Origin of the sequence: Streptomyces sp. NPDC048483 (assembly GCF_040651455.1) — a bacterium.
GTDB lineage: Bacteria > Actinomycetota > Actinomycetes > Streptomycetales > Streptomycetaceae > Streptomyces.
The window spans coordinates 1-23,918 of sequence record NZ_JBEZJZ010000100.1; the positions used below are offsets into that span (position 1 = coordinate 1).

A 23,918-nucleotide genomic window follows, 5' to 3' on the forward strand; every position below is an offset into this window, starting at 1 on the left:
CGACGACCAGGCTGGCCTCGCCCGACCAGACCTGACGGTCCGCGGCGACCAACTCGACGTGCAGCTCAGCCACGATGGCTCCTCGGGTCTCACACGCGCCTGGGCGGTCGGTCAGCGCCGCCGCGGAGAATGACTGCGTATTGATGGACAGCATAGAGGATGGGCTCGGCAGGCCGAAAAGGCGGTATGGGGGGATGCTGGGCGGCGCGCCGTCGGGACCCGCCGCTCCCGCGGTCAGGCCCGGGAGAACACCAGAGGGAGGCTCTTGAGCGCGTCAGCCCCGGCGCCGAGCAGAACTGGAGGTCGGCTCCGGGTGCGAGGCCCCCGTGGGAGAAGTGCCGGAACAGGACGCTCAGCACCTCCCGGAGTTCCCGCCGGGCCGGCGAGGCGCCGAGGCGGAAGTGGATGCCGTGGCCGCTGGTGGGGCGCCACGAGTCCACCCGGACGTCCTTGGTCCGGGACATCGCTCGTTCCGTTCCGTTTCCCGCCCCGGGGTCGTGTGCCGGCCGGGCTGTGGTCGTGTGCTGGGGGTGGTGCGCCGGGCGCGCCGGCGGCGGTGCTCAGCCGGGCAGCGGGCCCAGGGCCTGCAGCCGGGCGGTGACGCCGCGCATGGCGGCCCGCTGGTCGTCTGGCCGAGCAGGAACATCACGCCGTCGACGCCGTGCGCGGCGATGCGGGCGGGGCGTGCCGGACCGTCTGGTCGGGACGGGCCCGGCCGGCCGTGACCCGGTGGGCGGGCACCTCGGACTTGAGGGTGCCGCTGGAGATCAGCCCGTCGGCGACACGCCCGGCGCGGGCCGTCGGCGGCCACCACGAGCGGGCAGCCGCGGCGCTCCACCCCGGTGGCCGGGAGGGTGCTGCCGTTGAAGCTGCCGCCGGGTGGTGACCCGCAGCGCTCGTGCCAGTGGGCGAACGACTCGGGATGGACCGCGGGCGCGTCGCGATCCCGGGTCAGGACCAGTCGGCCGACTCGGCCTCGACGGCGGTGTCGCCGGTCTGCTCGACGGTGCGCGGCAAGGTCACGGACCCGGACTCGGGGGTCTTTCTGTCGTGCGACATCGCTTTCTCCTTGTTTACGGGCGGGTGGTGCGGACGGGGCGGTGGCCTCGTCGGACGGTGCCGTCGGGTCAGAAGAAGTCGACGTCGTCACCGGCGCCGGCGGCCAGCGCGCGGCGGTAGACCAGGTGGGAGGCGACGACGTCCTCGATGGGCAGGCCCAGGGACTTGAACAGGGTCGTCTCGCGGGCGTCGGTCCGGCCGCCCTGACGTCCGGCGAGGATGTCGCCGATCTCGACGACCGGGTGGTCCTCGGGGAGCCGGCCCTCGCTCACCGGGATCAGCAGATCGCCGGCTTCCCGCCGTAGGGCGTCCCGGCTCTCGGCGAACACGGTGCAGCGTTCGACGACTTCGGTGGGCAGCTCGCGGCAGGCCGGGCCGAAGGCGCCGACCGCGGTGATGTGGCAGCCCTCGGCGGCGACGGCGGCGGCCGAGACCACCGGTTCGAGGGCGGAGGTCGCGGTCACCAGGACATCGGCGCCGCGCACCGCCGCGTCGCTGGAGTCGGCCAGGCGGGCCGGCTGCCCCTGTGCCTCTGCCCAGGCGACGAGTTCGCGGGCCCGTTCTGGGCGGCGGCTGTGGACCCGTACCTCGCGCCAGGGCCGGATGGAGCGCAGCGCGGCGATATGGGCCTTGGCCTGTACGCCGGCGCCGATGACGGCGAGCACCTCGGCGTCCTGGCGGGCCAGGCAGTCGGTGCCGACCGCGGAGACGGCGGCGGTGCGCAGTTCGGTGACGACGGTGCCGTCCAGGACGGCGAGGACCTCGCCGTGGACCCCGTCGAGGAGGACGATGAGTCCCTGGACGCTGGGCAGGCCCTTTTCCGCGCTGCGCGGGAACATGCTGAGCACCTTGAGGCCGAAGGCCGCCGACTCCGGTTCCCCGGCGGGCATCAGCAGCACCCGGCCGCCTTCGCCAGGGGGTTCCACGGTGACCCGCGGGTGCTGGAAGGCCGTGCCGGAACTGAATTCGGTCAGCGCCGACCGCATGGGTTCGAAGAGGTCCTCCAGGGTCACCAGCTGCCGGACCGCCGCACCGCTGATGATCTTCAACTGCTTCACCGGGTCATCTCTCCGCTCGGTCGATTCTGTTTCGTGTCGGGCAAGGGGGCGTGGCTCTCGGCCGGCTGGAGGCCGAGGGCCGCGACATCGTGATCGGTACGGCCGTGCACCATCAGGTCGACGGCGATCTCCCCGAAGACGGGGACGAACGTGAACGCCCGTCCCCCGGCGGCGACGGTGATCCGTTCGCCGTCGGGGGTGGGGCCGTCGGCGCGTCCCGGGCAAAACTGCCGGTTCTCGTCCTCGGGGAGGGCGGCCAGGCAGGTCCCGGCCCGTAGTGGCCCGGGGTCCAGGGACGGGATGTGGTGGGTCACCCATTCCGCGGTCCGCCGCAGTTCGTGTGCGCGCACACCGCAGCCTGATTCACCGCCATGGAGACCTGCAAGCGGCCGCCATCGCCCGCGCGGGCCGATCCCCGCCCGGCACCACCGCCGGAACGCGGGTCAGCCGCAAGTCGCCGGCGGCCGACGTCGCGAACCTCACGGCCCGCAACGGGCGACTGTCCGCTCCCCTCACCCGCCTCGAACGGCGTCTGTCCGAGGCCCTGGGCCAGACAGCTCGGGAAGCCTCCGGCCTCGGCGCCCCGGCCGACATCGAGACGCTCACACGCCGCACCACCGAGCTGGAACAGCAGATTCTCGGCCGCCGCGGCGAACTCGCGGAACGGGACGAGGACCTCGGGGCCGCCCGCGCTGCCAACCGTGAGCTGATGGCCCAGCTCAACCGCTGACCAAGTCATCGCCGTCACCTCGCAAGCCGGGACCTGACCAGAGCTCTGAACCCACGCGGCTGAGGCAGTCCACGTTGTCGCGTGCCATCCGTGGCGGCACGCGATGAACCTGATGACTGCCCTGCGCGCATCAGCAGATGCCCCCGGCGGAACCGTTCCCCCTCGCCTGGCTCACGCAGCATCCGGCCGACCTCGGTGAAGCCGGCCCCACCGGCCAGACCCGCGAGGTCGTCGACCGGCCATCGAGGCTGTCGTCACCTTGTGGTCGAACGCCGCGCTCGGCTCACCTTCCGACGCGAAGAAGGCGAGCGGAAGAGTCCCGTCGGGCACGAGTACCCGGCGGAACTCGGCGAAGTGCGGGGGCACGTCCTGCGGTGGGGTGTGAATGACCGAATGCCTCGCGGGCGAGATCGATCATCACGGGCGACAGGTCGATGCCGAAGACGTCCAGTCCCAGAGACCTCGACCGGCGGGGGCCTGGGGTGTGCCGGTTATCGACATGACAGCGGTTGCGGCCTGAATCAGCGTGTCGTACGCCTTGCGGTCCTGATACGACCGCCCTCGCCATAGCCCGAGATCGCACAGGGCACCGGCCGCGGCCGGCGTTCCGTCAACTCGGCGTTGGCCGGCCCCAGTCGCTGCGCCGCGCCGGGCGCCAGGTTCTGCACGAAGACCTCGGCCCGGGACAGCACCCGGTGCAGCACCGCGGGGTGCTTGAGGTCGAGCACACCACAGGTCTGCTGGAGGACAGGGTGGCTCCGGCACACGCACGCAGCCCGCAGCCCGCAGCCCGCGGCCCGCGGCCACAAAAAAGTCGATCCAGGACGGGACGTACCCGTGCCTGGACCGACTCTGTTTGCCTACACCGGCGCATGCCCACGGCATGGGCCGCCGGCAGCCCGTTCGGGACGACTAGACGCCCACGCCCGTCACCGAACGCAGACGGACATCGGCACGGCGTTCGGCGGCCGCGTCGGCGTCCGACTTCGCACGCTCCAGGGCCCGCTCCGCGCGCTCGACATCGATCTCGTCCGACAGCTCCGCCACCTCTGCCAGCAGAGACAGCTTGTTGTCGGCGAACGAGATGAAACCGCCGTGCACCGCGGCGACGACCGTACCGTCCCCGCTCTCACCGGTCGTACGAATCGTCACCGGGCCCGACTGCAGCACGCCCAGCAGCGGCTGATGTCCGGGCATGACGCCGATGTCGCCCGACGAGGTGCGCGCGACGACCAGGCTGGCCTCGCCCGACCAGACCTGACGGTCCGCGGCGACCAACTCGACGTGCAGCTCAGCCACGATGGCTCCTCGGGTCTCACACCTGCCTGCCTGAGGCAGATGTTGGATCAAATACGGGTGATCGTACGGACGGGGGCGGCCAGGGCCGCCCCCGGTCCGGGAGCACGGGTCAGGAGACGCCGAGCTTCTTGGCGTTGGCCTCGAGGTCCTCGATGCCACCGCACATGAAGAACGCCTGCTCGGGGAAGTGGTCGTACTCGCCGTCCGCGATCGCGTTGAAGGCGTGGATCGACTCGTCGAGCGAGACGTCCGAGCCGTCGACACCGGTGAACTGCTTGGCCACGTGGGTGTTCTGCGACAGGAACCGCTCGATACGACGGGCGCGGTAGACGGTGAGCTTGTCTTCCTCGCCGAGCTCGTCGATACCCAGAATCGCGATGATGTCCTGGAGGTCCTTGTACTTCTGCAGGATGGCGATCACGCGCATCGCGCAGTCGTAGTGCTCCTGCGCGATGTAGCGCGGGTCCAGGATCCGGGACGTCGAGTCCAGCGGGTCGACCGCCGGGTAGATGCCCTTCTCCGAGATCGGGCGCGACAGAACGGTGGTCGCGTCCAGGTGGGCGAAGGTGGTGGCCGGCGCCGGGTCGGTCAGGTCGTCCGCGGGGACGTAGATCGCCTGCATCGAGGTGATCGAGTGACCGCGGGTCGAGGTGATGCGCTCCTGGAGGAGACCCATCTCGTCGGCCAGGTTCGGCTGGTAACCCACCGCGGAGGGCATCCGGCCGAGCAGGGTCGACACCTCGGAACCCGCCTGGGTGTACCGGAAGATGTTGTCGATGAAGAACAGCACGTCCTGCTTCTGCACATCGCGGAAGTACTCCGCCATGGTCAGACCGGCCAGGGCGACGCGCAGACGGGTGCCCGGCGGCTCGTCCATCTGACCGAAGACCAGCGCGGTCTTGTCGATGACGCCGGACTCCGTCATTTCCTCGATGAGGTCGTTGCCCTCACGGGTGCGCTCGCCGACACCGGCGAACACCGACACACCGTCGTGGTTGTTGGCCACGCGGTAGATCATTTCCTGGATCAGAACGGTCTTGCCGACACCGGCACCACCGAACAGACCGATCTTGCCGCCCTTGACGTACGGGGTCAGCAGGTCGATGACCTTGACGCCGGTCTCGAACATCTCGGTCTTGGACTCGAGCTGGTCGAAGGACGGGGCCTTGCGGTGGATGGGCCACCGCTCGGTGACCTCGGACGCCGCCTCCGGCTTGTTCAGGATCTCACCGAGGGTATTGAACACCTTACCCTTGGTGACATCGCCGACCGGGACGGTGATCCCGGCGCCGGTGTTGGTCACCGTGGCCTGGCGGACCAGACCGTCGGTGGGCTGCATGGAGATCGCACGGACCAGGCCCTCGCCCAGGTGCTGGGCAACCTCGAGGGTCAGGATCTTCTTGGCCCCGGCCTGGGCCGGGTCGGCGATCTCGACGGTCAGCGCGTTGTAGATCTCCGGCATCGCGTCGACGGGGAACTCCACGTCGACGACCGGGCCGATGACCCGGGCGACGCGGCCCGTTGCCGTGGCCGTTTCAACAGTGGTGGTCATAGTGGTCAGTCACTCCCCGCGGTCGCGTCGGCCAGAGCACTGGCGCCACCGACGATCTCGCTGATTTCCTGGGTGATTTCGGCCTGTCGGGCCGCGTTGGCAAGCCGCGAGAGCGACTTGATGAGGTCTTCTGCATTGTCGGTCGCCGACTTCATCGCGCGCCGCGTGGCGGCGTGCTTGGAGGCGGCGGCCTGCAGGAGTGCGTTGTAGATCCGCGACTCGACGTACCGGGGCAGCAGGGCGTCCAGGACGTCCTCGGCCGACGGCTCGAAGTCGAACAGCGGAAGGATCTCGCCCTTGGACGTCTCCTCCGCCTCCACCGCGGCCTTGTCGAAGCTGAGCGGCAGCAGGCGGTCGTCGAGCGCCGTCTGCGTCATCATCGAGAGGAACTCGGTGAAGACGATGTGGAGCTCGTCCACGCCGCCCTCGGCGGTGTCCTGCTGGACGGCCTCGATCAGCGGTGCGGCGATCGCCTTCGCGTCCCCGTACGTCGGGCTGTCGGTGAAGCCGGTCCACGACTCCACGACCTTGCGCTCGCGGAAGCTGTAGTACGACACACCCTTGCGGCCGACGATGTAGGCGTCGACCTCCTTGCCCTCGGCCTTGAGCCGCTCGGTGAGCTGCTCCGCGGCCTTGATGACGTTGGAGGAGTAGCCGCCGGCCAGACCGCGGTCGCTCGTGATGAGCAGCAGCGCGGCCCGGGAGGGCTTCTCCGCCTCGGTCGTCAGCGGGTGCTGGGTGTTCGAGCCCGTGGCAACCGCCGTCACCGCGCGGGTCAGTTCACTCGCGTACGGCGTCGATGCCGCCACCTGGCGCTGCGCCTTGACGACGCGCGAGGCGGCGATCATCTCCATCGCCTTGGTGATCTTCTTGGTCGCGGTGACGGAGCGGATGCGACGCTTGTAGACCCGGAGCTTGGCTCCCATGGATCAGGTCCCTTCCGTCGTCACTTGCTGGTGCCGGCCGGGGCGTCCTCGCCGAGCAGCTTGCCGTCCGAGGTCTCGAACTGCCGCTTGAAGCCGTCGACGGCCTCGGCGATCGCACCGATGGTGTCGTCGGACATCTTGGCGCCCTCGCGGATGCTGGTCAGCAGGTCCTTCTTCTCCCGGTGGAGGTGGTCGAGGAGCTCCCGCTCGAAGCGGCGGATGTCCTCGACCGGGACGTTGTCCATCTTGCCGTTGGTGCCGGCCCAGATGGAGACGACCTGGTCCTCGGTCGCGTACGGGGAGTACTGCGGCTGCTTGAGCAGCTCGGTCATGCGCTTACCGCGCTCCAGCTGCGCCTTGGAGGCCGCGTCCAGGTCGGAACCGAAGGCGGCGAACGCCTCCAGCTCGCGGTACTGGGCGAGGTCCACGCGGAGCCGGCCGGAGACCTGGCGCATGGCCTTGTGCTGGGCGGAGCCACCGACACGCGAGACGGAGATACCGACGTTCAGCGCGGGACGCTGGTTCGCGTTGAAGAGGTCCGACTCCAGGAAGCACTGGCCGTCGGTGATGGAGATGACGTTGGTCGGAATGAACGCCGACACGTCGTTCGCCTTGGTCTCGACGATCGGCAGACCGGTCATCGAGCCGGCGCCCATGTCGTCGGAGAGCTTGGCGCAGCGCTCCAGCAGACGCGAGTGCAGGTAGAAGACGTCGCCCGGGTAGGCCTCGCGGCCCGGCGGACGGCGCAGCAGCAGGGACACGGCGCGGTAGGCGTCGGCCTGCTTCGAGAGGTCGTCGAAGATGATCAGGACGTGCTTGCCCTGGTACATCCAGTGCTGGCCGATGGCCGAGCCGGTGTAGGGCGCCAGGTACTTGAAGCCCGCCGGGTCGGACGCCGGGGCGGCGACGATGGTGGTGTACTCCAGGGCGCCGGCCTCCTCCAGCGCACCGCGCACGGACGCGATGGTGGAGCCCTTCTGGCCGATGGCGACGTAGATGCAGCGGACCTGCTTCTTCGGGTCGCCCGAGCGCCAGTTGTCGCGCTGGTTGATGATCGTGTCGACGGCCAGGGCGGTCTTGCCGGTCTGGCGGTCGCCGATGATCAGCTGACGCTGGCCGCGGCCGATCGGCACCATCGAGTCGACGGCCTTGTAGCCGGTCTCCATGGGCTCGTGGACCGACTTACGGACCATGACGCCAGGAGCCTGCAGCTCCAGGGCGCGGCGGTCCTCGGACTCGATCTCGCCGAGGCCGTCGATCGGGTTGCCCAGCGGGTCGACGACGCGGCCGAGGTAGCCCTCGCCCACGGCGACCGAGAGCACCTCACCGGTGCGCTGCACCGGCTGGCCCTGCTCGATGCCGCTGAACTCGCCGAGCACCACCGCACCGATCTCGCGCTCTTCCAGGTTCAGCGCAAGACCGAGCGTGCCGTCCTCGAACTTCAGCAGCTCGTTCGCCATTGCCGAGGGAAGACCCTCGACCTTCGCGATGCCGTCACCGGCCTCGCTGACCGTGCCGACCTCTTCGCGCGAGGCCGCGTCCGGCTTGTACGCCTGGACGAAGTTCTCCAGCGCGTCCCGGATCTCCTCCGGCCGGATCGTGAGCTCCGCCATCTGGGTTCCCTGCTCTCCTTGTTGGGCCCGAAGTTACTTGCGGGTGTCCGAGGGGCTTGTCCCCTCGGGGGGTTTCCGCTTACGGCCCAACTCGGGCCGCCGTCCTGCTTGTGCTGCGTCGCAGCTGTTGAGTTGGTGGCCGGGTCAGCCGGCCATCCGCCGGGACGCCTCGTCGAGGCGCTCCGCGATGGTCCCGTCGATGACCTCGTCGCCGATCCGGACCTGGACGCCGCCGAGGACCTCGGGGTCCACGTCGCAGTTCAGGTGGATCTGCCGTCCGTACACCGTGGCCAGCGCGGCGCCGAGGCGCTGCTGCTGCCCTTCGCTGAGGGGCACCGCGGAGGTGACCACCGCGACCACACGGTCCCGGCGGTGCGCGGCCAGCTTGGAGAGGGCATCGAGCCCTGCTTCCAGGCTACGGCCTCGCGGCTGCCCCACGAGACGGACCACCAGCCGCTCGGTGACCGGGTTGGCCCGGCCGTCCAGCAGCGAGTGCAGCAGCTCCGTCTTGTGCGAGGCCGTCGCGGTGCTGCTCGTCAGCGCGCTGCGCAGCTCGGGGGACGAGGCGACGATCCGGCCGAACCGGAACAGCTCGTCCTCGACCTCGTCGAGCGCGCCGGAGCGCTGGGCCGCGGCGAGCTCGGCGCTGTAGGCCAGCTCCTCGATCGCGTCCGTCAGGTCACGCGAGCGCGACCAGCGGGAGCGGACCATGCCGGAGACCAGCTCGGCGGCGGGGCCGCTGATCTGGCTGCCGAGCAGCCGCTGGGCCAGCTCGGCACGTGCCTCACCGGCCTGCGCCGGGTCGGTCAGGACCCGACGCAGCGACACCTCGCGGTCGAGCAGAGCGGTGACGGCAGCCAGCTCCTCGGCGAGCTTCGCCGCGTCGACGGACGCGTCGTCCGTCAGCGCGTCGAGCTGCTCGCGTGCGGAGGCGAGTGCCTCGCGGCTCGCTCCGTTCATCGGCCGGCCTCAGCCTTCGTCGCGTCCGAAGCCGCCTGGGCCTCGACCTCGTCGAGGAAGCGGTCGATGGTCCGGCTCTGCCGGGCGACGTCCTCGAGGGACTCGCCGACGAGCTTGCCGGCCAGGTCGGTGGCGAGCTTGCCCACGTCCTGGCGCAGCGACTGCGCCGCCGCCTTGCGGTCCGCCGCGATCTGGGCGTGACCGGCAGCGATGATCTCCTCACGCTGCCGCTGGCCCTCGGCGCGCATCTCGGCGATGAGCGTCGCGCCCTGCTCCTGCGCCTCCTGGCGCAGACGCGCGGCCTCGTGGCGGGCGTCGGCGAGCTGGGCCCGGTAGTCCTCAAGGACCTGCTGGGCCTCGGCCTGCCTGGCCTCGGCGTCCTCCATGCGGCCTTCGATCTGCTTCCTGCGCTCTTCCAGAACCCTGTTGATGTTCGGGAGGAGCTTCTTGGCCAGGATGCCGAAGACGATGAAGAAGGCGATCAGACCGATGACCAGCTCTGGAATCGGCGGGACCAGGGGGTTCTCAGGAACCTCCGCCGCCATGTTGACCAGGGTCACAACAATGCCTTCCGTCTAATTGGGCGTCGTCGGGCGTCGCTTACGCGTACGCGTAACCCATGACGATGCCGATGAGGGCGAGCGCCTCACAGAAGGCGAAACCCATGATCTGGTTGGTACGGATCAGGCCGGCCGCCTCGGGCTGACGGGCGAGGGCCTGGGTGCCGTTACCGAAGATGATGCCGACGCCGACGCCGGGGCCGATGGCCGCGAGGCCGTAACCAACGGAGGCGATGTTGCCGTGGAGGCCTTCGGCGGCGAGGGTCTGGAGAGCGGACATGCCGGTTCTTCCTTCTCTTTCAAGGACCGGTGGGGGTTGGCCACCGGACGACTGATGGATTGCGGGAGCCGGGGTGCTCAGTGGTTCTCGGCGAGCGCGCCCTGGACGTAGTTACAGGCCAGGAGCACGAAGACGTACGCCTGGACAGCCTGGATGAAGAGCTCGAAGGCGGTCATCACGAGGGTCATCACGAACGACGCGCCCGCGTAGACGATGCCGATGCCGTTCAGCAGGTACCAGCTGGCGATGGTGAACATCAGGATCAGCATGTGGCCCGCGAACATGTTCGCGAAGAGCCGGACCGCGTGGGTGAAGGGGCGGATCAGCAGGTGCTGGAGCAGCTCGAGCACCATGATCAGCGGGAGGACCCAGCCGAGCGACTTGTCATAGCCCGAGAGGTTCTTCAGAGCGCCGACGAACCCGTGCTTCTTGAAGGTCAGCGACATCCAGAGGATGTAGACGACCAGGGCGAGCCCGAGGGGGAAGGCGATGACCGAGGTGACCGGGAACGCCATGACCGGGATGATGGACCAGATGTTCATCATCCACACGAAGAAGAACAGCGACACCATGAAGGGGACGTACTTGTCGCCCTCCTTCTTGCCGAGCGCGTCATAGACGAGTCCGCGGCGCACGAAGTCGTAGCCGGCCTCGCCGATCATCTGCAGCTTGCCGGGGACCACCTTGGCCCTGCCGAATGCGGCCCAGAAGAACCACACGACCACGACCGTGCTGAGCAGGGCCAGCAGCATCGGCTTGTTGAACTCGAAGCCGTTGATGGTGAAGAGCGGCTTGAAGACGAAGGAATGAAGGCCCGGGGACTCGAAGCCACACCCCGGAATAAAGAGGTGGCACTCCGTGTCGAAGGCGAGCATCGTTTCAGCACTCACCGCGGGCTCCTTCAGCGTGGCGCATGGGTACGGCAACCTCGTTGTGTCGGCGCGGCGTTGAGCCACGGAGCGGCACTGGACTGGTCTTACGGATTAGGGGGCGGCCGGCCGGCGCTGGGCCGGGCCGAATCACAGGCATCGGCCGCGAGAACTGCCCATGGGATCCCGTGGAATCTGGGAGCTCAGCCGCCTGCGCCATCTGTGCCGCAGTTGGCACCGGACGATAGCAGGCCCGCATGAGGGCATTTATCCCGGCCCTACGTCTCACGTCGGCGACCCCGCCGTCTCCGCGTTCTTCGTCTCCGCGGAGTCGGGATCGACGTACAGAATCTTCTCCTTCATATGACCGCGGGTCTGTGCCGCGATCCATACGAGGGTGGCGCCGAGCAGCGTGAACGCAAATACCTTGGGGTCAAAGAGCGTTGTGTCCTTGAAGGCGATCACAAAGACCGCGACAAGCAGGATCTGCACGGTGTACAGCAGCAGGCCCATCATCTGGAACAGCTGCGGAAGCTTCTTGGCGGTCTGCTGCAGGACGGCGAGCCCCGCACCCATCACGAAGACGACCAGCGCGGTGCCGAGGACGGCGCCGGTCACTGCCGTCGCGCCCGCGACCACTGCGCTCACGGCAGCGGCGATGGCGCCGATGGCGAGCGTGGGCACAACGGCGTGAAGGAGTAGTCGGGCGTCATTCGACTGCATGGCGGCGCTCCGGCAGGGGTGGGGGTGGTGTCGTCAAGGACGAGCGTAGACCCGGCCTGAGGCTGAACCTGAGGCCAAAGGGCCGTCGCACTACGGTCCTTCGGCTCTGTCGCCGGGTTTCGTGAACGGTATCACAAACTATTTGATGAGGTCTTTACCTGGTCCGTGTGGACCTTGTCACACATGAGCGTGAACCTGCGCGTTGGTGCACTGACAGCCAGGCAAATGTCTGGTATCGGGTCAACCATGACGGTTTTTGACCCCCGTCAGGGCGAAACGGTCAGCGGCTCAGCGATTACTTCCCGCCTTCCGGCGATCCACGAAGCGTGACCGGTCGCCGATGGCGGTGGCTCCGTTGATACCCGCCGGGACGGCCTCGCGCTCCCCTTCCGGGCCGCCCGCACCCTCGCCGTCCGCCGTGACGGCCGGCCCGCGGGTGCTCCTGCGGTAGCGCGGCGGAACCATCCACTCCGCCCAGCGCGGCGCCCGCGGCGTGAAGCGCGGCAGCAGAAGCAGCACCAGCCCCACCGCGCTCAGCAGCACGATGCCCAGCACGATCCACATGCTGGCGTTGTTCACCGAGTACGCGACCGCACCGAAGGCGATCAGTGCCGACCAGAAGTACATGATCAGCACCGCGCGGCTGTGCGAGTGCCCGATCTCCAGCAGGCGGTGGTGCAGATGACCGCGGTCGGCGGCGAACGGCGACTGGCCCTTCCAGGTACGGCGCACAATGGCCAGAATCAGGTCGGCGACCGGCACCGCGATCACCGTCAGCGGCAGCAGCAGCGGGATGTAGACCGGCACCATCGCATGGGTGGCCTCCCGCACACCGCCGGTCTTCTCGCCCAGCAGGTCCGGGTCCACCTGGCCGGTGATCGAGACCGCGCCGGCGGCCATCACCAGGCCGATGAGCATCGAGCCGGAGTCACCCATGAAGATCCGCGCCGGGTGCATGTTGTGCGGCAGAAAGCCCACACACATGCCCATCAGCACGACCGAGAACAGCGTGGCGGGCGCGGCCGCCTCGATGCCGTAGCCGTACCAGAGCCGGTAGGCGTACATGAAGAAGGCCGCGGCGGCGATGCAGACCATGCCGGAGGCCAGACCGTCCAGTCCGTCGACGAAGTTGACGGCGTTGATGGTGATGACCACCAGCGCGACGGTCAGCAGCGTGCCCTGCATCGGGGTCAGCGAGACCGTGCCGATGCCGGGGATGGGGATCCACAGGATCGTCAGGCCCTGGAGGACCATCACTCCCGCGGCGATCATCTGGCCGCCGAGCTTGACCAGCGCGTCCACGCCCCACTTGTCGTCCAGCACACCCAGGAGCCAGATCAGCGCGGCGCCCGACAGCAGCGCCCGCGGCTCGTTGGAGCTCTCGAAGACGCTCTTGAGGTTCGTCAGATGCGAAGCGACCAGCAGACCCGCGCACAGCCCGCCGAACATGGCGATACCGCCGAGCCGCGGTGTCGGCTCGCGGTGTACGTCACGCGCACGGATCTCCGGCATCGCACCGGCCGCGATCGCGAACTTCCGCACCGGCCCGGTCAGCAGGTAGGTCACCGCGGCCGTGACGCACAGCGTCAGCAGGTATTCACGCACGGGCTGCCCCATTGGTATAGCTGGCCATCACAGCCCCACACCCTATGCGGGTGAGCGCCCAGGCTGTGAATACGGGTAAAGACGCATCCCGCCGGCGAGCGGTTCCCGCCGTGCCCCCGGTCAGCCGCGATCGGGATAGGGAGGGAACCGGTGGACCAGCGCGAGCGTCTCCGCACGGACCCCGGCGTCCTCGCGCAGCGCCGCCCCGATCAGCTCGGCGATCCGGTGCATCTCGGCCGCGCCCATCCCCTGCGTCGTCACCGCGGCGGTGCCCAGCCGGATGCCGTACCGCCGGGCCGCGCCCTTCCCGGGCACCTCGGCACACGGCAGCGCGCAGGTGTCCAGCACGATCCCGGCGGCCGCCAGCCGGCCCCGGGCGGTGCGCGAGTCCACCTCGAGCGGCGCGGTGTCCACGGTGATCAGATGGGTGTCCGTACCGCCCGTGCCGACCACCAGCCCCTGTTCCGCCAGCGCCCGGGCGAGCCCGCGGGCGTTGGCGACGACCTGATGGGCGTACGCGCGAAACGCGGGCGTGGCGGCCTCCGCGAAGGCGACGGCCTTGGCGGCGACGGTGTTCATCTGTGCACCCCCTTGGGTGAAGGGGAACACCGCCCGGTCGATCCGCTCGGCCAGCTTCGCCCCGCACAGCACCATCCCGCCGCGCGGCCCGCGCAGCACCTTGTGCGTGGTGGCACACACCACATCGGCGTACGGGACCGGGCTGGGCGCCGCGCCCCCCGCGATCAGCCCGAGCGGGTGCGCCACATCGGCGATCAGATAGGCGCCCACCTCGTCGGCGATGTCGCGGAAGGCCGCGTAGTCGATGTGCCGGGGATACGAGATCGAGCCGCACACGATCGCCCTGGGGCGGCGGGCGCGGGCCAGCGCGAGGACCGCGTCGTAATCGAGCAGCCCGGTCTCCTCGTCGAGGCCGTATCCGACGAAGTCGAACCACCGGCCGGAGAAGTTGGCGGGCGATCCGTGGGTGAGGTGGCCGCCGTGCGGGAGGGACATGGCCAGGACGGTGTCCCCCGGGCGCAGCAGGGCGGCGTAGGCGGCCAGCACGGCCGAAGACCCGCTGTGGGGCTGGACGTTGGCGTGTTCGGCGCCGAACAGGGCCTTGGCGCGCTCCACGGCGATCCGCTCGGCGAGGTCGACGATCTCGCAGCCGCCGTGGTGCCGGGCGCCCGGATATCCCTCGGCGTATTTGTTGCCGAGCGGGGAGCCGAGGGCGGCGAGCACGGCGGGCGAGGTGAAGTTCTCCGCCGCGATCAGCTGGAGGCCGTCGGCCTGGCGGGCGCTCTCGCCCAGCAGCACCCCGGCGATCTCCGGGTCCTGGCGCAGCAGCGCGTCGAAGTCGGGGGAGCCGGCCGGCCGGGCTGCGCCGTCGCGTGCGGCGGCCCGTGCCCTCTCCTCGGCGGCCTTGCTGACGCTGCGGGCTGACGCGGTGGTGGCGGACATCGCTGGCTCCGGGCCTCGTACGGGGACGTAAGTCCAATGTAGGCGCGGTGCGGCGATCGGGCGCGGTGTGTGGGCCGCTGGGGTCCACGGCGCGCCGCGGGCCTCCTAGGCGCGCGCCGGCACTCCCGTAAGGGCCGTGACGACGGGGTCCAGCGCCTGGTTGATCTCGTCCCCGACGGAGCGGAAGAAGGTGATGGGGGCGCCGTAGGGGTCGTAGACCTCGTCGGACTCCGGGTTGGGCGCCAGCAGCCAGCCGCGCAGCGCGGCGGCGGCGCCGACCAGCGCACGGGCCCGCTCGACCAGCCCGCCGTCCGGCAGGTCCGGATCGGGCTCGGGCAGCGTGGCGGGGTCTATGGCCCGCACCAGCCGGTTGAACTCCTTGAGCGTGAAGGTCCGCAGCCCCGCGGAGTGGCCCATGGAGATGACCTGGGCGCGGTGGTCGCGGGTCGCGGTGAGCACCAGGTCGGCGCGGATGACGTGCTCGTCGAGCAGCTCACGGCCGAGGAAGCCGGCCGGGTCCGCGCCGTAGTCGCCGCACACGGTGGCGGCGTGCGCCTCCATGGGGGCGCCTTCGTGCCCCCAGGTGCCGGCGCTCTCCACCAGGAGCCCGCCGCTGCACTCCGCGCCGAGCCGCAGCTCAAGGGCGCGCCGGTGCAGCCGCTCGGTGATCGGCGAGCGGCATACGTTGCCGGTGCTGACGTGGAGGATCCGGAAAGGGCGGGCAGAGGGAAGGAGCAGTTCGTCGCCGGGTCCCGCTATGCCACGCCCCAGGGGCGCCATCAATTGGCCACCTCGAGCTCGGGTACCACCTTGCGCAGTTCTTCCACGCTGATCGCGCCCTCGCGCAGCAGCATCGGGACCTTGCCCGTGACATCCACGATCGACGACGGTACGGCGGCGGGGGTGGGGCCGCCGTCGAGGTAGACGGAGACCGCGTCGCCCAGCATCTCCTGGGCGGCGTCGCAGTCCTGCGGGGAGGGGTGGCCGGTGAGGTTGGCGCTGGACACGGCCATCGGTCCGAATTCGGTGAGCAGCTCGATGGCGACGGGGTGCAGCGGCATCCGCACCGCGACCGTGCCGCGGGTCTCGCCCAGGTCCCAGGTCAGCGACGGCTGGTGGTTGGCGACGAGGGTGAGCGCGCCGGGCCAGAAGGCGTCGACCAGCTCCCAGGCCTGCTCGGAGAAGTCGGTGACCAGGCCGTGCAGGGTGTTGGGCGACCCGACGAGGACCGGGGAGGGCATCCCGCGGCCGCGGCCCTTGGCCTCCAGCAGGTCGCCGACGGCCTCGGCGCTGAAGGCGTCCGCGCCGATGCCGTAGACGGTGTCGGTCGGCAGCACGACCAGCTCGCCGCGGCGGACGGCCGAGGCGGCCTCGCGCAGACCGGTCGCGCGGTCGGTCGCGTCGTTGCAGTCGTAACGCCGGGCCATTACTGGACCTCCTCGTGCGGAACGGATACAGCGGATGCAGCGGATACGGCGGACACGGGTGCACCGGCCGCATCGGGCGTCGAGGCGGGACGCGTCATGGCGTCGCCCGGCGCGCGGTGGCGAAGCGGGGCCGGTTGTTGAGGTCCGGGTGGTCGGCCGCGTCCGCCCATCCCTTCTCCTCGGTGAAGATCCACGGGACCTGTCCGCCCTGGGTGTCGGCGTGCTCGATGACGACCAGGCCGCCGGGCCGCAGCAGGCGGTGTGCCGTGCGCTCGAGGCCGCGGATGGTGTCCAGGCCGTCCTGGCCCGAGAACAGCGCCAGCTCGGGGTCGTGGTCGCGGGCCTCGGGTGCGACGTACTCCCACTCGGTCAGCGGGATGTACGGCGGGTTGGAGACGACCAGGTCGACCTGCCCGTCCAGTTCGGGAAGCGCGGTCAGCGCATCGCCGTGGTGGAGAACGACGCGGGACCCCTCGACGTTCTTTTGCGCGTACTCCAGGGCCTGCTCGGACAGCTCCACGGCGTGCACCCGCGAGCGCGGCACCTCCTGTGCGAGGGCCAGGGCGATGGCCCCGGAGCCGGTGCACAGGTCGACGATCAGCGGCTCGACGACATCCATGGCCCGTACGGCGTCTATGGCCCAGCCGACCACCGACTCGGTCTCCGGGCGGGGCACGAACACCCCTGGCCCGACGGTGAGTTCGAGGTAGCGGAAGAAGGCGCGGCCGGTGATGTGCTGGAGCGGTTCGCGCGCCTCGCGGCGGGCGATCGCCTCCCAGTAGCGGGCGTCGAAGTCCGCGTCGGGGACCGTGTGCAGCTCGCCCCGCTTGACGCCGTGCACATGCGCGGCGAGCTCCTCGGCGTCGAAACGCGGTGAGGGCACGCCAGCGTCGGCCAGCCGCTGGGTGGCCTGGGCCACCTCGGCGAGCAGCAGGTTCACGCTCTTCCTCCAGCCGGGTCTTGCGGGTGCTTGGTGTCTTGCTTACTGCGCGGCGGCGAGCTTCGCCGCCGAGTCGGCGTCGACGCACGCCTGGATGACCGGGTCCAGCTCGCCGTCGAGCACCTGGTCCAAGTTGTACGCCTTGAAGCCGACGCGGTGGTCCGAGATCCGGTTTTCCGGGAAGTTGTACGTGCGGATCTTCTCGGAGCGGTCGACGGTGCGCACCTGGCTGCGGCGGGCGTCGGCGGCCTCCTGCTCGGCGGCCTCCTGAGCGGCGGCGAGCAGCCGGGAGCGCAGGATGCGCAGGGCCTGCTCCTTGTTCTGGAGCTGGCTCTTCTCGTTCTGGCAGGAGGCGACCACACCGGTGGGGGTGTGGGTGATGCGCACCGCGGAGTCGGTGGTGTTGACGGACTGGCCGCCGGGGCCCGAGGAGCGGTACACGTCGATGCGCAGATCGTTCATGTTGATCTCGACGTCGACCTCTTCGGCCTCGGGGGTCACCAGGACGCCGGCCGCGGAGGTGTGGATCCGGCCCTGCGACTCGGTCGCGGGCACCCGCTGGACGCGGTGCACCCCGCCCTCGTACTTCAGCCGCGCCCAGACGCCCTGGCCGGGTTCGGTCGCGCCGTTGCCGCCCTTGGTCTTCACGGCGACCTGGACGTCCTTGTAGCCGCCGAGCTCGGACTCGGTGGAGTCGATGATCTCGGTCTTCCAGCCGACCCGCTCGGCGTAGCGCAGATACATGCGCAGGAGGTCCCCGGCGAACAGGGCGGACTCGTCGCCGCCCGCGCCCGCCTTGATCTCCAGGAGGACGTCCTTGTCGTCGCTGGGGTCGCGCGGTACGAGCAGCAGCCGCAGCTTCTCGGTCAGCTCCTCGCGCCGGGCGTCGAGCTCCTTGACCTCTTCGGCGAAGTCCGGGTCGTCCGCGGCCAGTTCGCGCGCCGTCTCCATGTCGTCGCCGGTCTGCCGCCAGGAACGGTAGGTGGTGATGATCGGGGTCAGCTCGGAGTAGCGCTTGTTGAGCCGCGTGGCCTCGCGCTGGTCGGCATGGACCGCGGGGTCGGCCAGCCGCTTCTCGAGATCGGCGTGCTCGCCGACCAGTTCCTCGACCGCCTCGAACATCGTGTGTTCCTCTGCTGACTGACTGGACTTGCCGCGGCTGCCCTCGTACGGGGCCCCCGGCGCCTCCCGGCCGGACGGCGGGGAGGCCTGACGACAAAGACGCCGGCCCGGTCACCCCTGTCCAGGGGCGACCGGAGACCGGCGCCTTGCGGGTCGCTACTTCTTGGCGGCTGCGGCCTTGCCGAAGCGGGCCTCGAAGCGGGCCACGCGGCCGCCGGTGTCCATGATCTTCTGCTTGCCCGTGTAGAACGGGTGGCACTCGGAGCAGACGTCGGCGCGGACGCTGCCGCCGGCGACGGTGCTGCGGGTGGTGAACGACGCGCCACAGGTGCAGCTGACCTGGGTCTCGACGTACTCCGGGTGGATGTCGCGCTTCAAGGGATTCTCCTAGGTTCGGGAGTGCACCGGGTCGTGTCGCGGGTTGCGTCACGTGAACCGGGGCCGACGGTCCAGTCTGCCAGGACTAGCCGTATCTCCCAAAACCGGGGGACGCCCGCAACTATTCCCCCGCTGTTCCCGCGCCCGGTGCCGGGCGCCACCGGGCCCCGGCACCGCATACGGCGGCTACTGCACGTACTTGCCCGTGCCGCCCTGGTCACCGGCCGAGCCCTTGATGGCGGCCTTGGGGATGGCCTGGTCGTGCCGCAGCGCGTCCCAGACCTGCTTGCCCTGCCGGGTCAGCGGGACCACCCGGTCCGGGTTGGCCGGGTCGTACGTCACTGGCAGCGTCACCATGTCGATGTGGTCCGACCCGATGGCGCCCAGGCTCTTGGCCAGCCCGGTCAGCTCGCTCACCGAGTTGAGGTCGGTGTCGGTGGTGATGGCCTTGGTGGCGGTGTCCGCGATGTCGTAGAGCTTGCTGGGGTTGGTCAGCACCCCGACGTTCCTGACCTGGTCCATCAGCGCCTTGATGAACGTCTGCTGGAGCTGGATACGGCCCAGGTCGCTGCCGTCGCCGCCGGGGACGCCGTGCCGGGTCCGGACGAGACCGAGCGCGTCCTCACCGCCCAGGGTGTGCTTGCCGGGCCGCAGATGCAGGTGGCTGTCGTTGTCGTCGATGGGCTTGGTGGTGGTGATGTCCACGCCGCCCAGCGCGTCGATGAGCTTCTTGAAGCCGGTGAAGTCCACCTCGAGGAAGTGGTCCATCCGGATCCCGCTGATCGACTCGACGGTCTTGACGGCGCAGGCCGGGCCGCCGACCTCGTAGGCGGTGTTGAACATCGCCCGCTGCGCACCGGCGACGGTCCGGCCGTCCTTGGTGCAGTCCGGCCGCTGGATCATGGTGTCGCGGGGGATGCTCACCACGCTGGCCTTCTTGTGGCCCTTGTAGACGTGCACCACCATCGCGGTGTCGGAGCGGGCGGCGCCCTCGTCCCTGCCGTACTTGCCGTTCTTGCCGGCCCGGGAGTCCGAGCCCATCACCAGGATGTCCATCGAGCCGTTGTCGACGTTCTGGGGGCGGTCGTGGCCGAGGGCGGCGTTGATGTCGATGCCCTTGAGGTTGCCGTTGAGCTTGAAGTAGACGTACCCGAGTCCGGCCCCACCGAGCAGTACGGCGCTGATCAGCGCGCACAGAGTGATGGTCAGCGCCCTGCGGCGCCGGGTCGGGCCCTTGCGTCGGCGGCCCGTGGCACGTATGCCGCGGGCACGGCTTTCGGCCGTCATCGCGGTCCCGTTGCTGTCGGCCATCTGGTCCTCAGTCCTTGTCGCTCGGCTGCCCCTCGCCGGGCCGTGCTCCGTACATCACGGCCTGTGGTGTCTGGTCAGACGGGAGGCAGACGGGAAGGGTTGCACAGCGTGGTGGCTGCACTTTCTTAGGAACGAGGACGGCCCAAGCGCGGTGGTTCGGGACTTTCGTCCCTCTCACCTGGGCTTTCGGCCTGTTTTCGGACATTGCGTGAACGGTTGTACGCGCCACGGTCCTGTGCGGAAGGTCTCAGGCGGAGCTCCGCCGCGGCGTCTGCGGGGCGGCGCGCATCACACCGGAGAGCGCGGACAGCGCGGAGCCCTCCCCACCCACAGGGGTGAGGAGGGCTCCGCGCGCGTCGTCGCTACGGGCGTCAGTCGTTGCCGTTGCCCATGCCCGGCGTCGTCTTCTGGATCTGGAGCAGGAACTCCGCGTTGGACTTCGTCTGCTTCATCTTGTCCAGCAGCAGCTCGATGGCCTGCTGCTGGTCCAGGGCGTGCAGCACCCGGCGCAGCTTCCAGACGACCGACAGCTCGTCGCTGCCCATCAGGATCTCTTCCTTACGGGTGCTGGACGCGTCCACGTCCACCGCCGGGAAGATGCGCTTGTCCGAGAGCTTGCGGTCGAGCTTGAGCTCGAGGTTGCCGGTGCCCTTGAACTCCTCGAAGATCACCTCGTCCATTCGCGAACCGGTCTCGACCAGCGCGGTGGCCAGGATGGTCAGCGAACCGCCGTCCTCGATGTTGCGCGCGGCACCGAAGAAGCGCTTCGGCGGGTAGAGCGCGGTCGAGTCGACACCACCGGACAGAATGCGGCCGGAGGCGGGGGCGGCGAGGTTGTACGCGCGGCCCAGACGGGTGATGGAGTCCAGCAGGACGACCACGTCGTGACCCAGCTCCACGAGCCGCTTGGCGCGCTCGATGGCCAGCTCGGCGACGGTGGTGTGGTCCTCGGCCGGGCGGTCGAAGGTCGAGGAGATGACCTCGCCCTTGACCGACCGCTGCATGTCGGTGACCTCTTCCGGACGCTCGTCGACCAGGACGACCATCAGGTGGCACTCGGGGTTGTTGCGGGTGATCGAGTTGGCGATCGCCTGCATGATCATGGTCTTGCCGGTCTTCGGCGGGGCCACGATCAGACCGCGCTGGCCCTTGCCGATCGGCGTGACCAGATCGATGATCCGGGTCGTCAGACCGCCCGACTCGCCCTCCAGGCGCAGCCGCTCCTGCGGGTAGAGCGGCGTCAGCTTCCCGAACTCCGCCCGCTGGCGGCCCTGTTCGGGCGCCACGCTGTTGACGGTGTCGAGCCGCACCAGCGCGTTGAACTTCTCGCGCCGCTCGCCGTCCTTGGGCTGGCGGACCGCGCCGGTGACGTGGTCGCCCTTGCGCAGACCGTTCTTACGGACCTGGGCGAGCGAGACGTACACGTCGTTCGGGCCGGGCAGGTAGCCGGAGGTCCGGATGAACGCGTAGTTGTCGAGGATGTCGAGGATGCCCGCGACCGGGATCAGGACGTCGTCCTCGTTGACCTGCGGCTCGTTGCCGAAGTCCTCGCGGCCGCCACGACGGCCACGGCGGTCGCGGTAGCGCCCGCGACGGCCCCGGCGGCCGCCATCGAAGTCGTCCTCGTCATCGGGGCGGCGGTCCCGCTGACGGTCGCCGCGCTGGCCGCCGCCCTGGCCGCCGTCGCCCGCGTCGCCCTTGCGGCGGTCGCCGCGGTCCTGACGGTCGCCACGGTCCTGACGGTCGCCACGGTCCTGACGGTCGCCACGATCCTGGCGGTCGCCGCGCTGGCCACGCTGGCCGCGGTCACCGCGGTCGCCCTTCTGCTGGCGGTCCTGGCGGTCGCCGCGGTCCTGGCGGTCCTTGACCGGCCGGCCCTCGGCGGTCTCCACCGCGGCCTCGGCCTTGGCGTCGGCCTTGACCTCGGTCTTGGCCTCGACCTTGGTGTCGGTCTTGAGGTCGCCGGAGACGGTCTCGGGGCTGCCCGCCGCGGCGGTGGCCCGGCGCCGGCGGCGCTCACCGGCCGGCTGCTCGTCGCTGACCGGCTGGCCGGGGATCTCGATCTGCTGCTGGGCGGCCGCGGGCTGCTCGGCCTTGGTGCCCTTGGCGGCCTTGTCAGCGCTCTTGGCGTCCGCGTCCTCACCCGTACGGGCCTTGGAGGTCGTACGGCGCTTCGGCTTGGTCTCGGCGGCGGGCGCGTCGGCCTTGGCCGGCGCACCGGAGCCGCCGGCCTGCTTCTCCTTGATGACCTCGATCAGCTGGCTCTTGCGCATCCGCGCGGTGCCCTTGATGCCGAGGCCGGAGGCAACCTGCTGCAGCTCCGCCAGGACCATGCCCTCAAGGCCGGTGCCGGAACGGCGGCGACGCGTGGTTGCAGGCGCGGCGGGAGCGTCCGTGGCGGGCGCGGTGGCACTGCCATCGGTGCGCACGCCCATCAGATCGGTGGTGTCGCTCACGAAGGGTCCTTCCCTGGAGCGGGCGTCGGCCTGTCTGGCTCGGCGACCGGGTTGTGCTGTCCGGCTCGATGTCCTGGTCTAGCGGACCGGGCCGGGGCGGTGGTCCCGCCGGATACGGCGGAAAGATCAATTCATGGTTCCGGCGTGAAGAGATGCAGAGTGACTCATGACGCCACGCCGATTCCGGAGCGTGCTCACTTCTGCTCAGGCCATTGCTCCAAGCAGTTTGGGAGGCTCCCGGAAGAAAGTGGTCCCAAATGGGGACACCAAGCACCGCGCCATGTAGGCGTCGGGTACTGACTTGAGGTTAACACTACCGGATCCAACAAACATTCCCCCTCTCCAAGACCGGCAATCAGTCGATCACACGCGTGATCACCCGGCGAGCGGCAGCACACAGGTGCCCGCCGCATCGAGGGTCAGCCGGTTGGCCGCCCACCCCTCTCCCGCCAGCGCGGCAACCTTGTCGGCCGCCGCATCCTCGACCAGTGCGAGCACGGTGGGGCCCGCACCGGACACGACTGCGGGGACGCCGTCCGCACGCAGTCGGTTCACCAGGGCCACGCTCTCCGGCATCGCGGGGGCGCGGTACTCCTGGTGAAGTCGGTCCTCGGTCGCGGCAAGCAGCAGCTCGGGGCGCCTGGTCAGGGCCTCGACGAGCAGTGCGGCACGGCCGGCGTTGGCCGCGGCGTCCACATGCGGGACGGTGCGCGGCAGCAGTCCACGGGCGGTCTCGGTCAGCACCGGTTTTCCGGGCACGAAGACCACCGGAACGATGGAATCGGCGGGATCCATCCGGATCGCCCGCGCGGTTCCGGTGTCCATCCAGGCGAGCGTGAAGCCGCCCATCAGACAGGCGGCGACATTGTCGGGGTGGCCCTCGATCTCGGTGGCCAGCTCCAGCAGCGCGGTGTCGTCGAGCTTCTGCTCGCCGCCTATCGTCACGGCGCGGGCGGCGACGATGCCGGCGCAGATGGCGGCGGAGGAGGAGCCCAGACCGCGGCCGTGCGGGATGCGGTTGGCGCAGACGATTTCCAGGCCGCGCGGCTGGCCGCCGAGCCGTTCGAAGGCGGTGCGCATCGACCGCACGAGCAGATGACTCTCGTCGCGCGGGAGGGTGTCGGCGCCCTCACCTGCGATGTCGACGTGCAGACCGGAGTCGGCGACGCGCACCACGACATCGTCATAAAGGCCCAGGGAAAGGCCGAGGGCGTCGAAGCCGGGACCGAGATTGGCGCTGGAAGCGGGGGTGCGCACCCGGACGGCGGCGGCGCGGAACGCGGGACCGGCCATCGCTCGATGACTCTCCTTGATTGATGCTGCGGTACTGCCCCAGAACACGGGCACCGAGGTGCCCGGTCGGCTCATGGGGTCTGTTCTGACTTGCCCTGCACACCACTGCGTTATGCCGTGGGGAGGGGAGTTGACTGCCAGCCTATCGAAGGAAGGTTCTGTGGCGACACAGGGCGCACAGGAGGCGCACGATGCGTGTCGCGCGCCTTCCTGTGCCCCGACGGCGTCTCTTCCGGCTTTGCAGCCTTTGCATAATTTGCTCTTCTGCGGATTGCGGGCGCCGACCGCGCCCGCGG

At 69.9% G+C, this 23,918-nt stretch carries 23 protein-coding genes and 2 pseudogenes; 1 reads left to right on the top strand and 24 read right to left on the bottom strand.

The genetic code is table 11. The annotated features are described in order from the left end of the window. From AB0D04_RS33885 to AB0D04_RS33895, 3 genes and pseudogenes are all read right to left on the bottom strand, one after another. Positions 1-76: pseudogene (locus AB0D04_RS33885) on the bottom strand (F0F1 ATP synthase subunit epsilon); the annotation flags it as partial. Between the two features lie 1,051 nt (positions 77-1,127). Next, positions 1,128-2,117, bottom strand: coding sequence for an ornithine cyclodeaminase family protein (locus tag AB0D04_RS33890; protein WP_362711207.1), 990 nt, complete (start codon positions 2,115-2,117; stop codon positions 1,128-1,130). Then, a complete protein-coding gene (locus tag AB0D04_RS33895; RefSeq protein ID WP_362711209.1) occupies positions 2,114-2,467 on the bottom strand; it encodes a hypothetical protein in 354 nt (117 codons plus the stop codon). Before AB0D04_RS33895 ends, AB0D04_RS33890 begins: the two co-directional genes overlap by 4 nt. On the opposite strand from AB0D04_RS33895, the gene AB0D04_RS33900 reads away from it, so the two are divergent. Beyond that, on the top strand, positions 2,458-2,847 hold the full coding sequence (locus AB0D04_RS33900; RefSeq protein WP_362711211.1) for a hypothetical protein: 390 nt from the start codon (positions 2,458-2,460) through the stop codon (positions 2,845-2,847). The genes AB0D04_RS33895 and AB0D04_RS33900 overlap by 10 nt on opposite strands. Positions 2,848-2,963: 116 nt before the next feature. Here AB0D04_RS33900 and AB0D04_RS33905 read toward each other — a convergent pair. From AB0D04_RS33905 to thrB, 21 genes and pseudogenes are all read right to left on the bottom strand, one after another. After that, positions 2,964-3,415: pseudogene (locus tag AB0D04_RS33905) on the bottom strand (SAM-dependent methyltransferase); the annotation flags it as partial. Beyond that, complete coding sequence (locus tag AB0D04_RS33910; protein ID WP_362711213.1) at positions 3,369-3,575, bottom strand: CoA transferase; 207 nt, start codon at positions 3,573-3,575, stop codon at positions 3,369-3,371. The pseudogene AB0D04_RS33905 and the gene AB0D04_RS33910, both read right to left, overlap by 47 nt. A 184-nt stretch (positions 3,576-3,759) precedes the next feature. Continuing rightward, positions 3,760-4,146 carry a F0F1 ATP synthase subunit epsilon gene (locus AB0D04_RS33915; RefSeq protein WP_362711214.1) on the bottom strand — a complete coding sequence of 129 codons (387 nt, stop codon included), beginning with the start codon at positions 4,144-4,146 and terminating at the stop codon, positions 3,760-3,762. Positions 4,147-4,255: 109 nt separating this feature from the next. Beyond that, the gene (gene atpD, locus AB0D04_RS33920) at positions 4,256-5,698 is read right to left on the bottom strand and encodes a F0F1 ATP synthase subunit beta (RefSeq protein WP_362711216.1); all 1,443 of its coding nucleotides are present in this window, start codon (positions 5,696-5,698) and stop codon (positions 4,256-4,258) included. A 5-nt stretch (positions 5,699-5,703) separates the two neighbouring features. Next, positions 5,704-6,624 (bottom strand): F0F1 ATP synthase subunit gamma, encoded by a 921-nt coding sequence (locus tag AB0D04_RS33925; RefSeq protein ID WP_362711218.1) that lies wholly within the window; start codon positions 6,622-6,624, stop codon positions 5,704-5,706. A gap of 20 nt (positions 6,625-6,644) precedes the next feature. Then, positions 6,645-8,237, bottom strand: a complete 1,593-nt coding sequence (gene atpA / locus AB0D04_RS33930; RefSeq protein ID WP_362711220.1) for a F0F1 ATP synthase subunit alpha — start codon at positions 8,235-8,237, stop codon at positions 6,645-6,647. 144 nt (positions 8,238-8,381) lie between these two features. After that, positions 8,382-9,197: a F0F1 ATP synthase subunit delta gene (locus tag AB0D04_RS33935; protein WP_362711222.1), complete on the bottom strand. Its 816-nt coding sequence runs from the start codon at positions 9,195-9,197 to the stop codon at positions 8,382-8,384. Next, positions 9,194-9,742 (bottom strand): F0F1 ATP synthase subunit B, encoded by a 549-nt coding sequence (locus AB0D04_RS33940; protein ID WP_362711240.1) that lies wholly within the window; start codon positions 9,740-9,742, stop codon positions 9,194-9,196. The genes AB0D04_RS33935 and AB0D04_RS33940 overlap by 4 nt, the downstream gene beginning before the upstream one ends. Before the next feature lie 55 nt (positions 9,743-9,797). Then, positions 9,798-10,037, bottom strand: coding sequence for an ATP synthase F0 subunit C (gene atpE, locus AB0D04_RS33945; RefSeq protein WP_046925981.1), 240 nt, complete (start codon positions 10,035-10,037; stop codon positions 9,798-9,800). 77 nt (positions 10,038-10,114) lie between these two features. Further along, a complete protein-coding gene (gene atpB, locus AB0D04_RS33950; protein WP_362711241.1) occupies positions 10,115-10,912 on the bottom strand; it encodes a F0F1 ATP synthase subunit A in 798 nt (265 codons plus the stop codon). A gap of 279 nt (positions 10,913-11,191) precedes the next feature. Beyond that, positions 11,192-11,629, bottom strand: coding sequence for a hypothetical protein (locus AB0D04_RS33955; RefSeq protein WP_362711224.1), 438 nt, complete (start codon positions 11,627-11,629; stop codon positions 11,192-11,194). A 288-nt stretch (positions 11,630-11,917) separates the two neighbouring features. Further along, entirely contained in the window at positions 11,918-13,246 is a 1,329-nt protein-coding gene (locus tag AB0D04_RS33960; protein WP_362711225.1) for an MraY family glycosyltransferase, read from the bottom strand. A 108-nt stretch (positions 13,247-13,354) separates the two neighbouring features. Next, positions 13,355-14,695 (bottom strand): serine hydroxymethyltransferase, encoded by a 1,341-nt coding sequence (glyA, locus tag AB0D04_RS33965; RefSeq protein WP_362711226.1) that lies wholly within the window; start codon positions 14,693-14,695, stop codon positions 13,355-13,357. 105 nt (positions 14,696-14,800) lie between these two features. Beyond that, the gene (locus AB0D04_RS33970; RefSeq protein ID WP_362711227.1) at positions 14,801-15,475 is read right to left on the bottom strand and encodes a protein-tyrosine-phosphatase; all 675 of its coding nucleotides are present in this window, start codon (positions 15,473-15,475) and stop codon (positions 14,801-14,803) included. Continuing rightward, positions 15,475-16,122, bottom strand: a complete 648-nt coding sequence (locus AB0D04_RS33975; RefSeq protein WP_362711228.1) for an L-threonylcarbamoyladenylate synthase — start codon at positions 16,120-16,122, stop codon at positions 15,475-15,477. Before AB0D04_RS33975 ends, AB0D04_RS33970 begins: the two co-directional genes overlap by 1 nt. A gap of 94 nt (positions 16,123-16,216) precedes the next feature. Beyond that, a complete protein-coding gene (prmC, locus tag AB0D04_RS33980) occupies positions 16,217-17,062 on the bottom strand; it encodes a peptide chain release factor N(5)-glutamine methyltransferase (RefSeq protein ID WP_362711229.1) in 846 nt (281 codons plus the stop codon). 42 nt (positions 17,063-17,104) lie between these two features. Beyond that, entirely contained in the window at positions 17,105-18,184 is a 1,080-nt protein-coding gene (gene prfA, locus AB0D04_RS33985; RefSeq protein WP_362711230.1) for a peptide chain release factor 1, read from the bottom strand. A 156-nt stretch (positions 18,185-18,340) separates the two neighbouring features. After that, positions 18,341-18,562: a 50S ribosomal protein L31 gene (gene rpmE / locus AB0D04_RS33990; protein WP_362711231.1), complete on the bottom strand. Its 222-nt coding sequence runs from the start codon at positions 18,560-18,562 to the stop codon at positions 18,341-18,343. A gap of 186 nt (positions 18,563-18,748) precedes the next feature. Beyond that, the gene (locus AB0D04_RS33995) at positions 18,749-19,873 is read right to left on the bottom strand and encodes an LCP family protein (protein WP_362711232.1); all 1,125 of its coding nucleotides are present in this window, start codon (positions 19,871-19,873) and stop codon (positions 18,749-18,751) included. A gap of 371 nt (positions 19,874-20,244) precedes the next feature. Then, the gene (rho, locus tag AB0D04_RS34000) at positions 20,245-22,329 is read right to left on the bottom strand and encodes a transcription termination factor Rho (protein WP_362711233.1); all 2,085 of its coding nucleotides are present in this window, start codon (positions 22,327-22,329) and stop codon (positions 20,245-20,247) included. Positions 22,330-22,704: 375 nt separating this feature from the next. Continuing rightward, a complete protein-coding gene (thrB, locus tag AB0D04_RS34005; RefSeq protein WP_362711234.1) occupies positions 22,705-23,622 on the bottom strand; it encodes a homoserine kinase in 918 nt (305 codons plus the stop codon). Between the last annotated feature and the right edge of the window lie 296 nt (positions 23,623-23,918).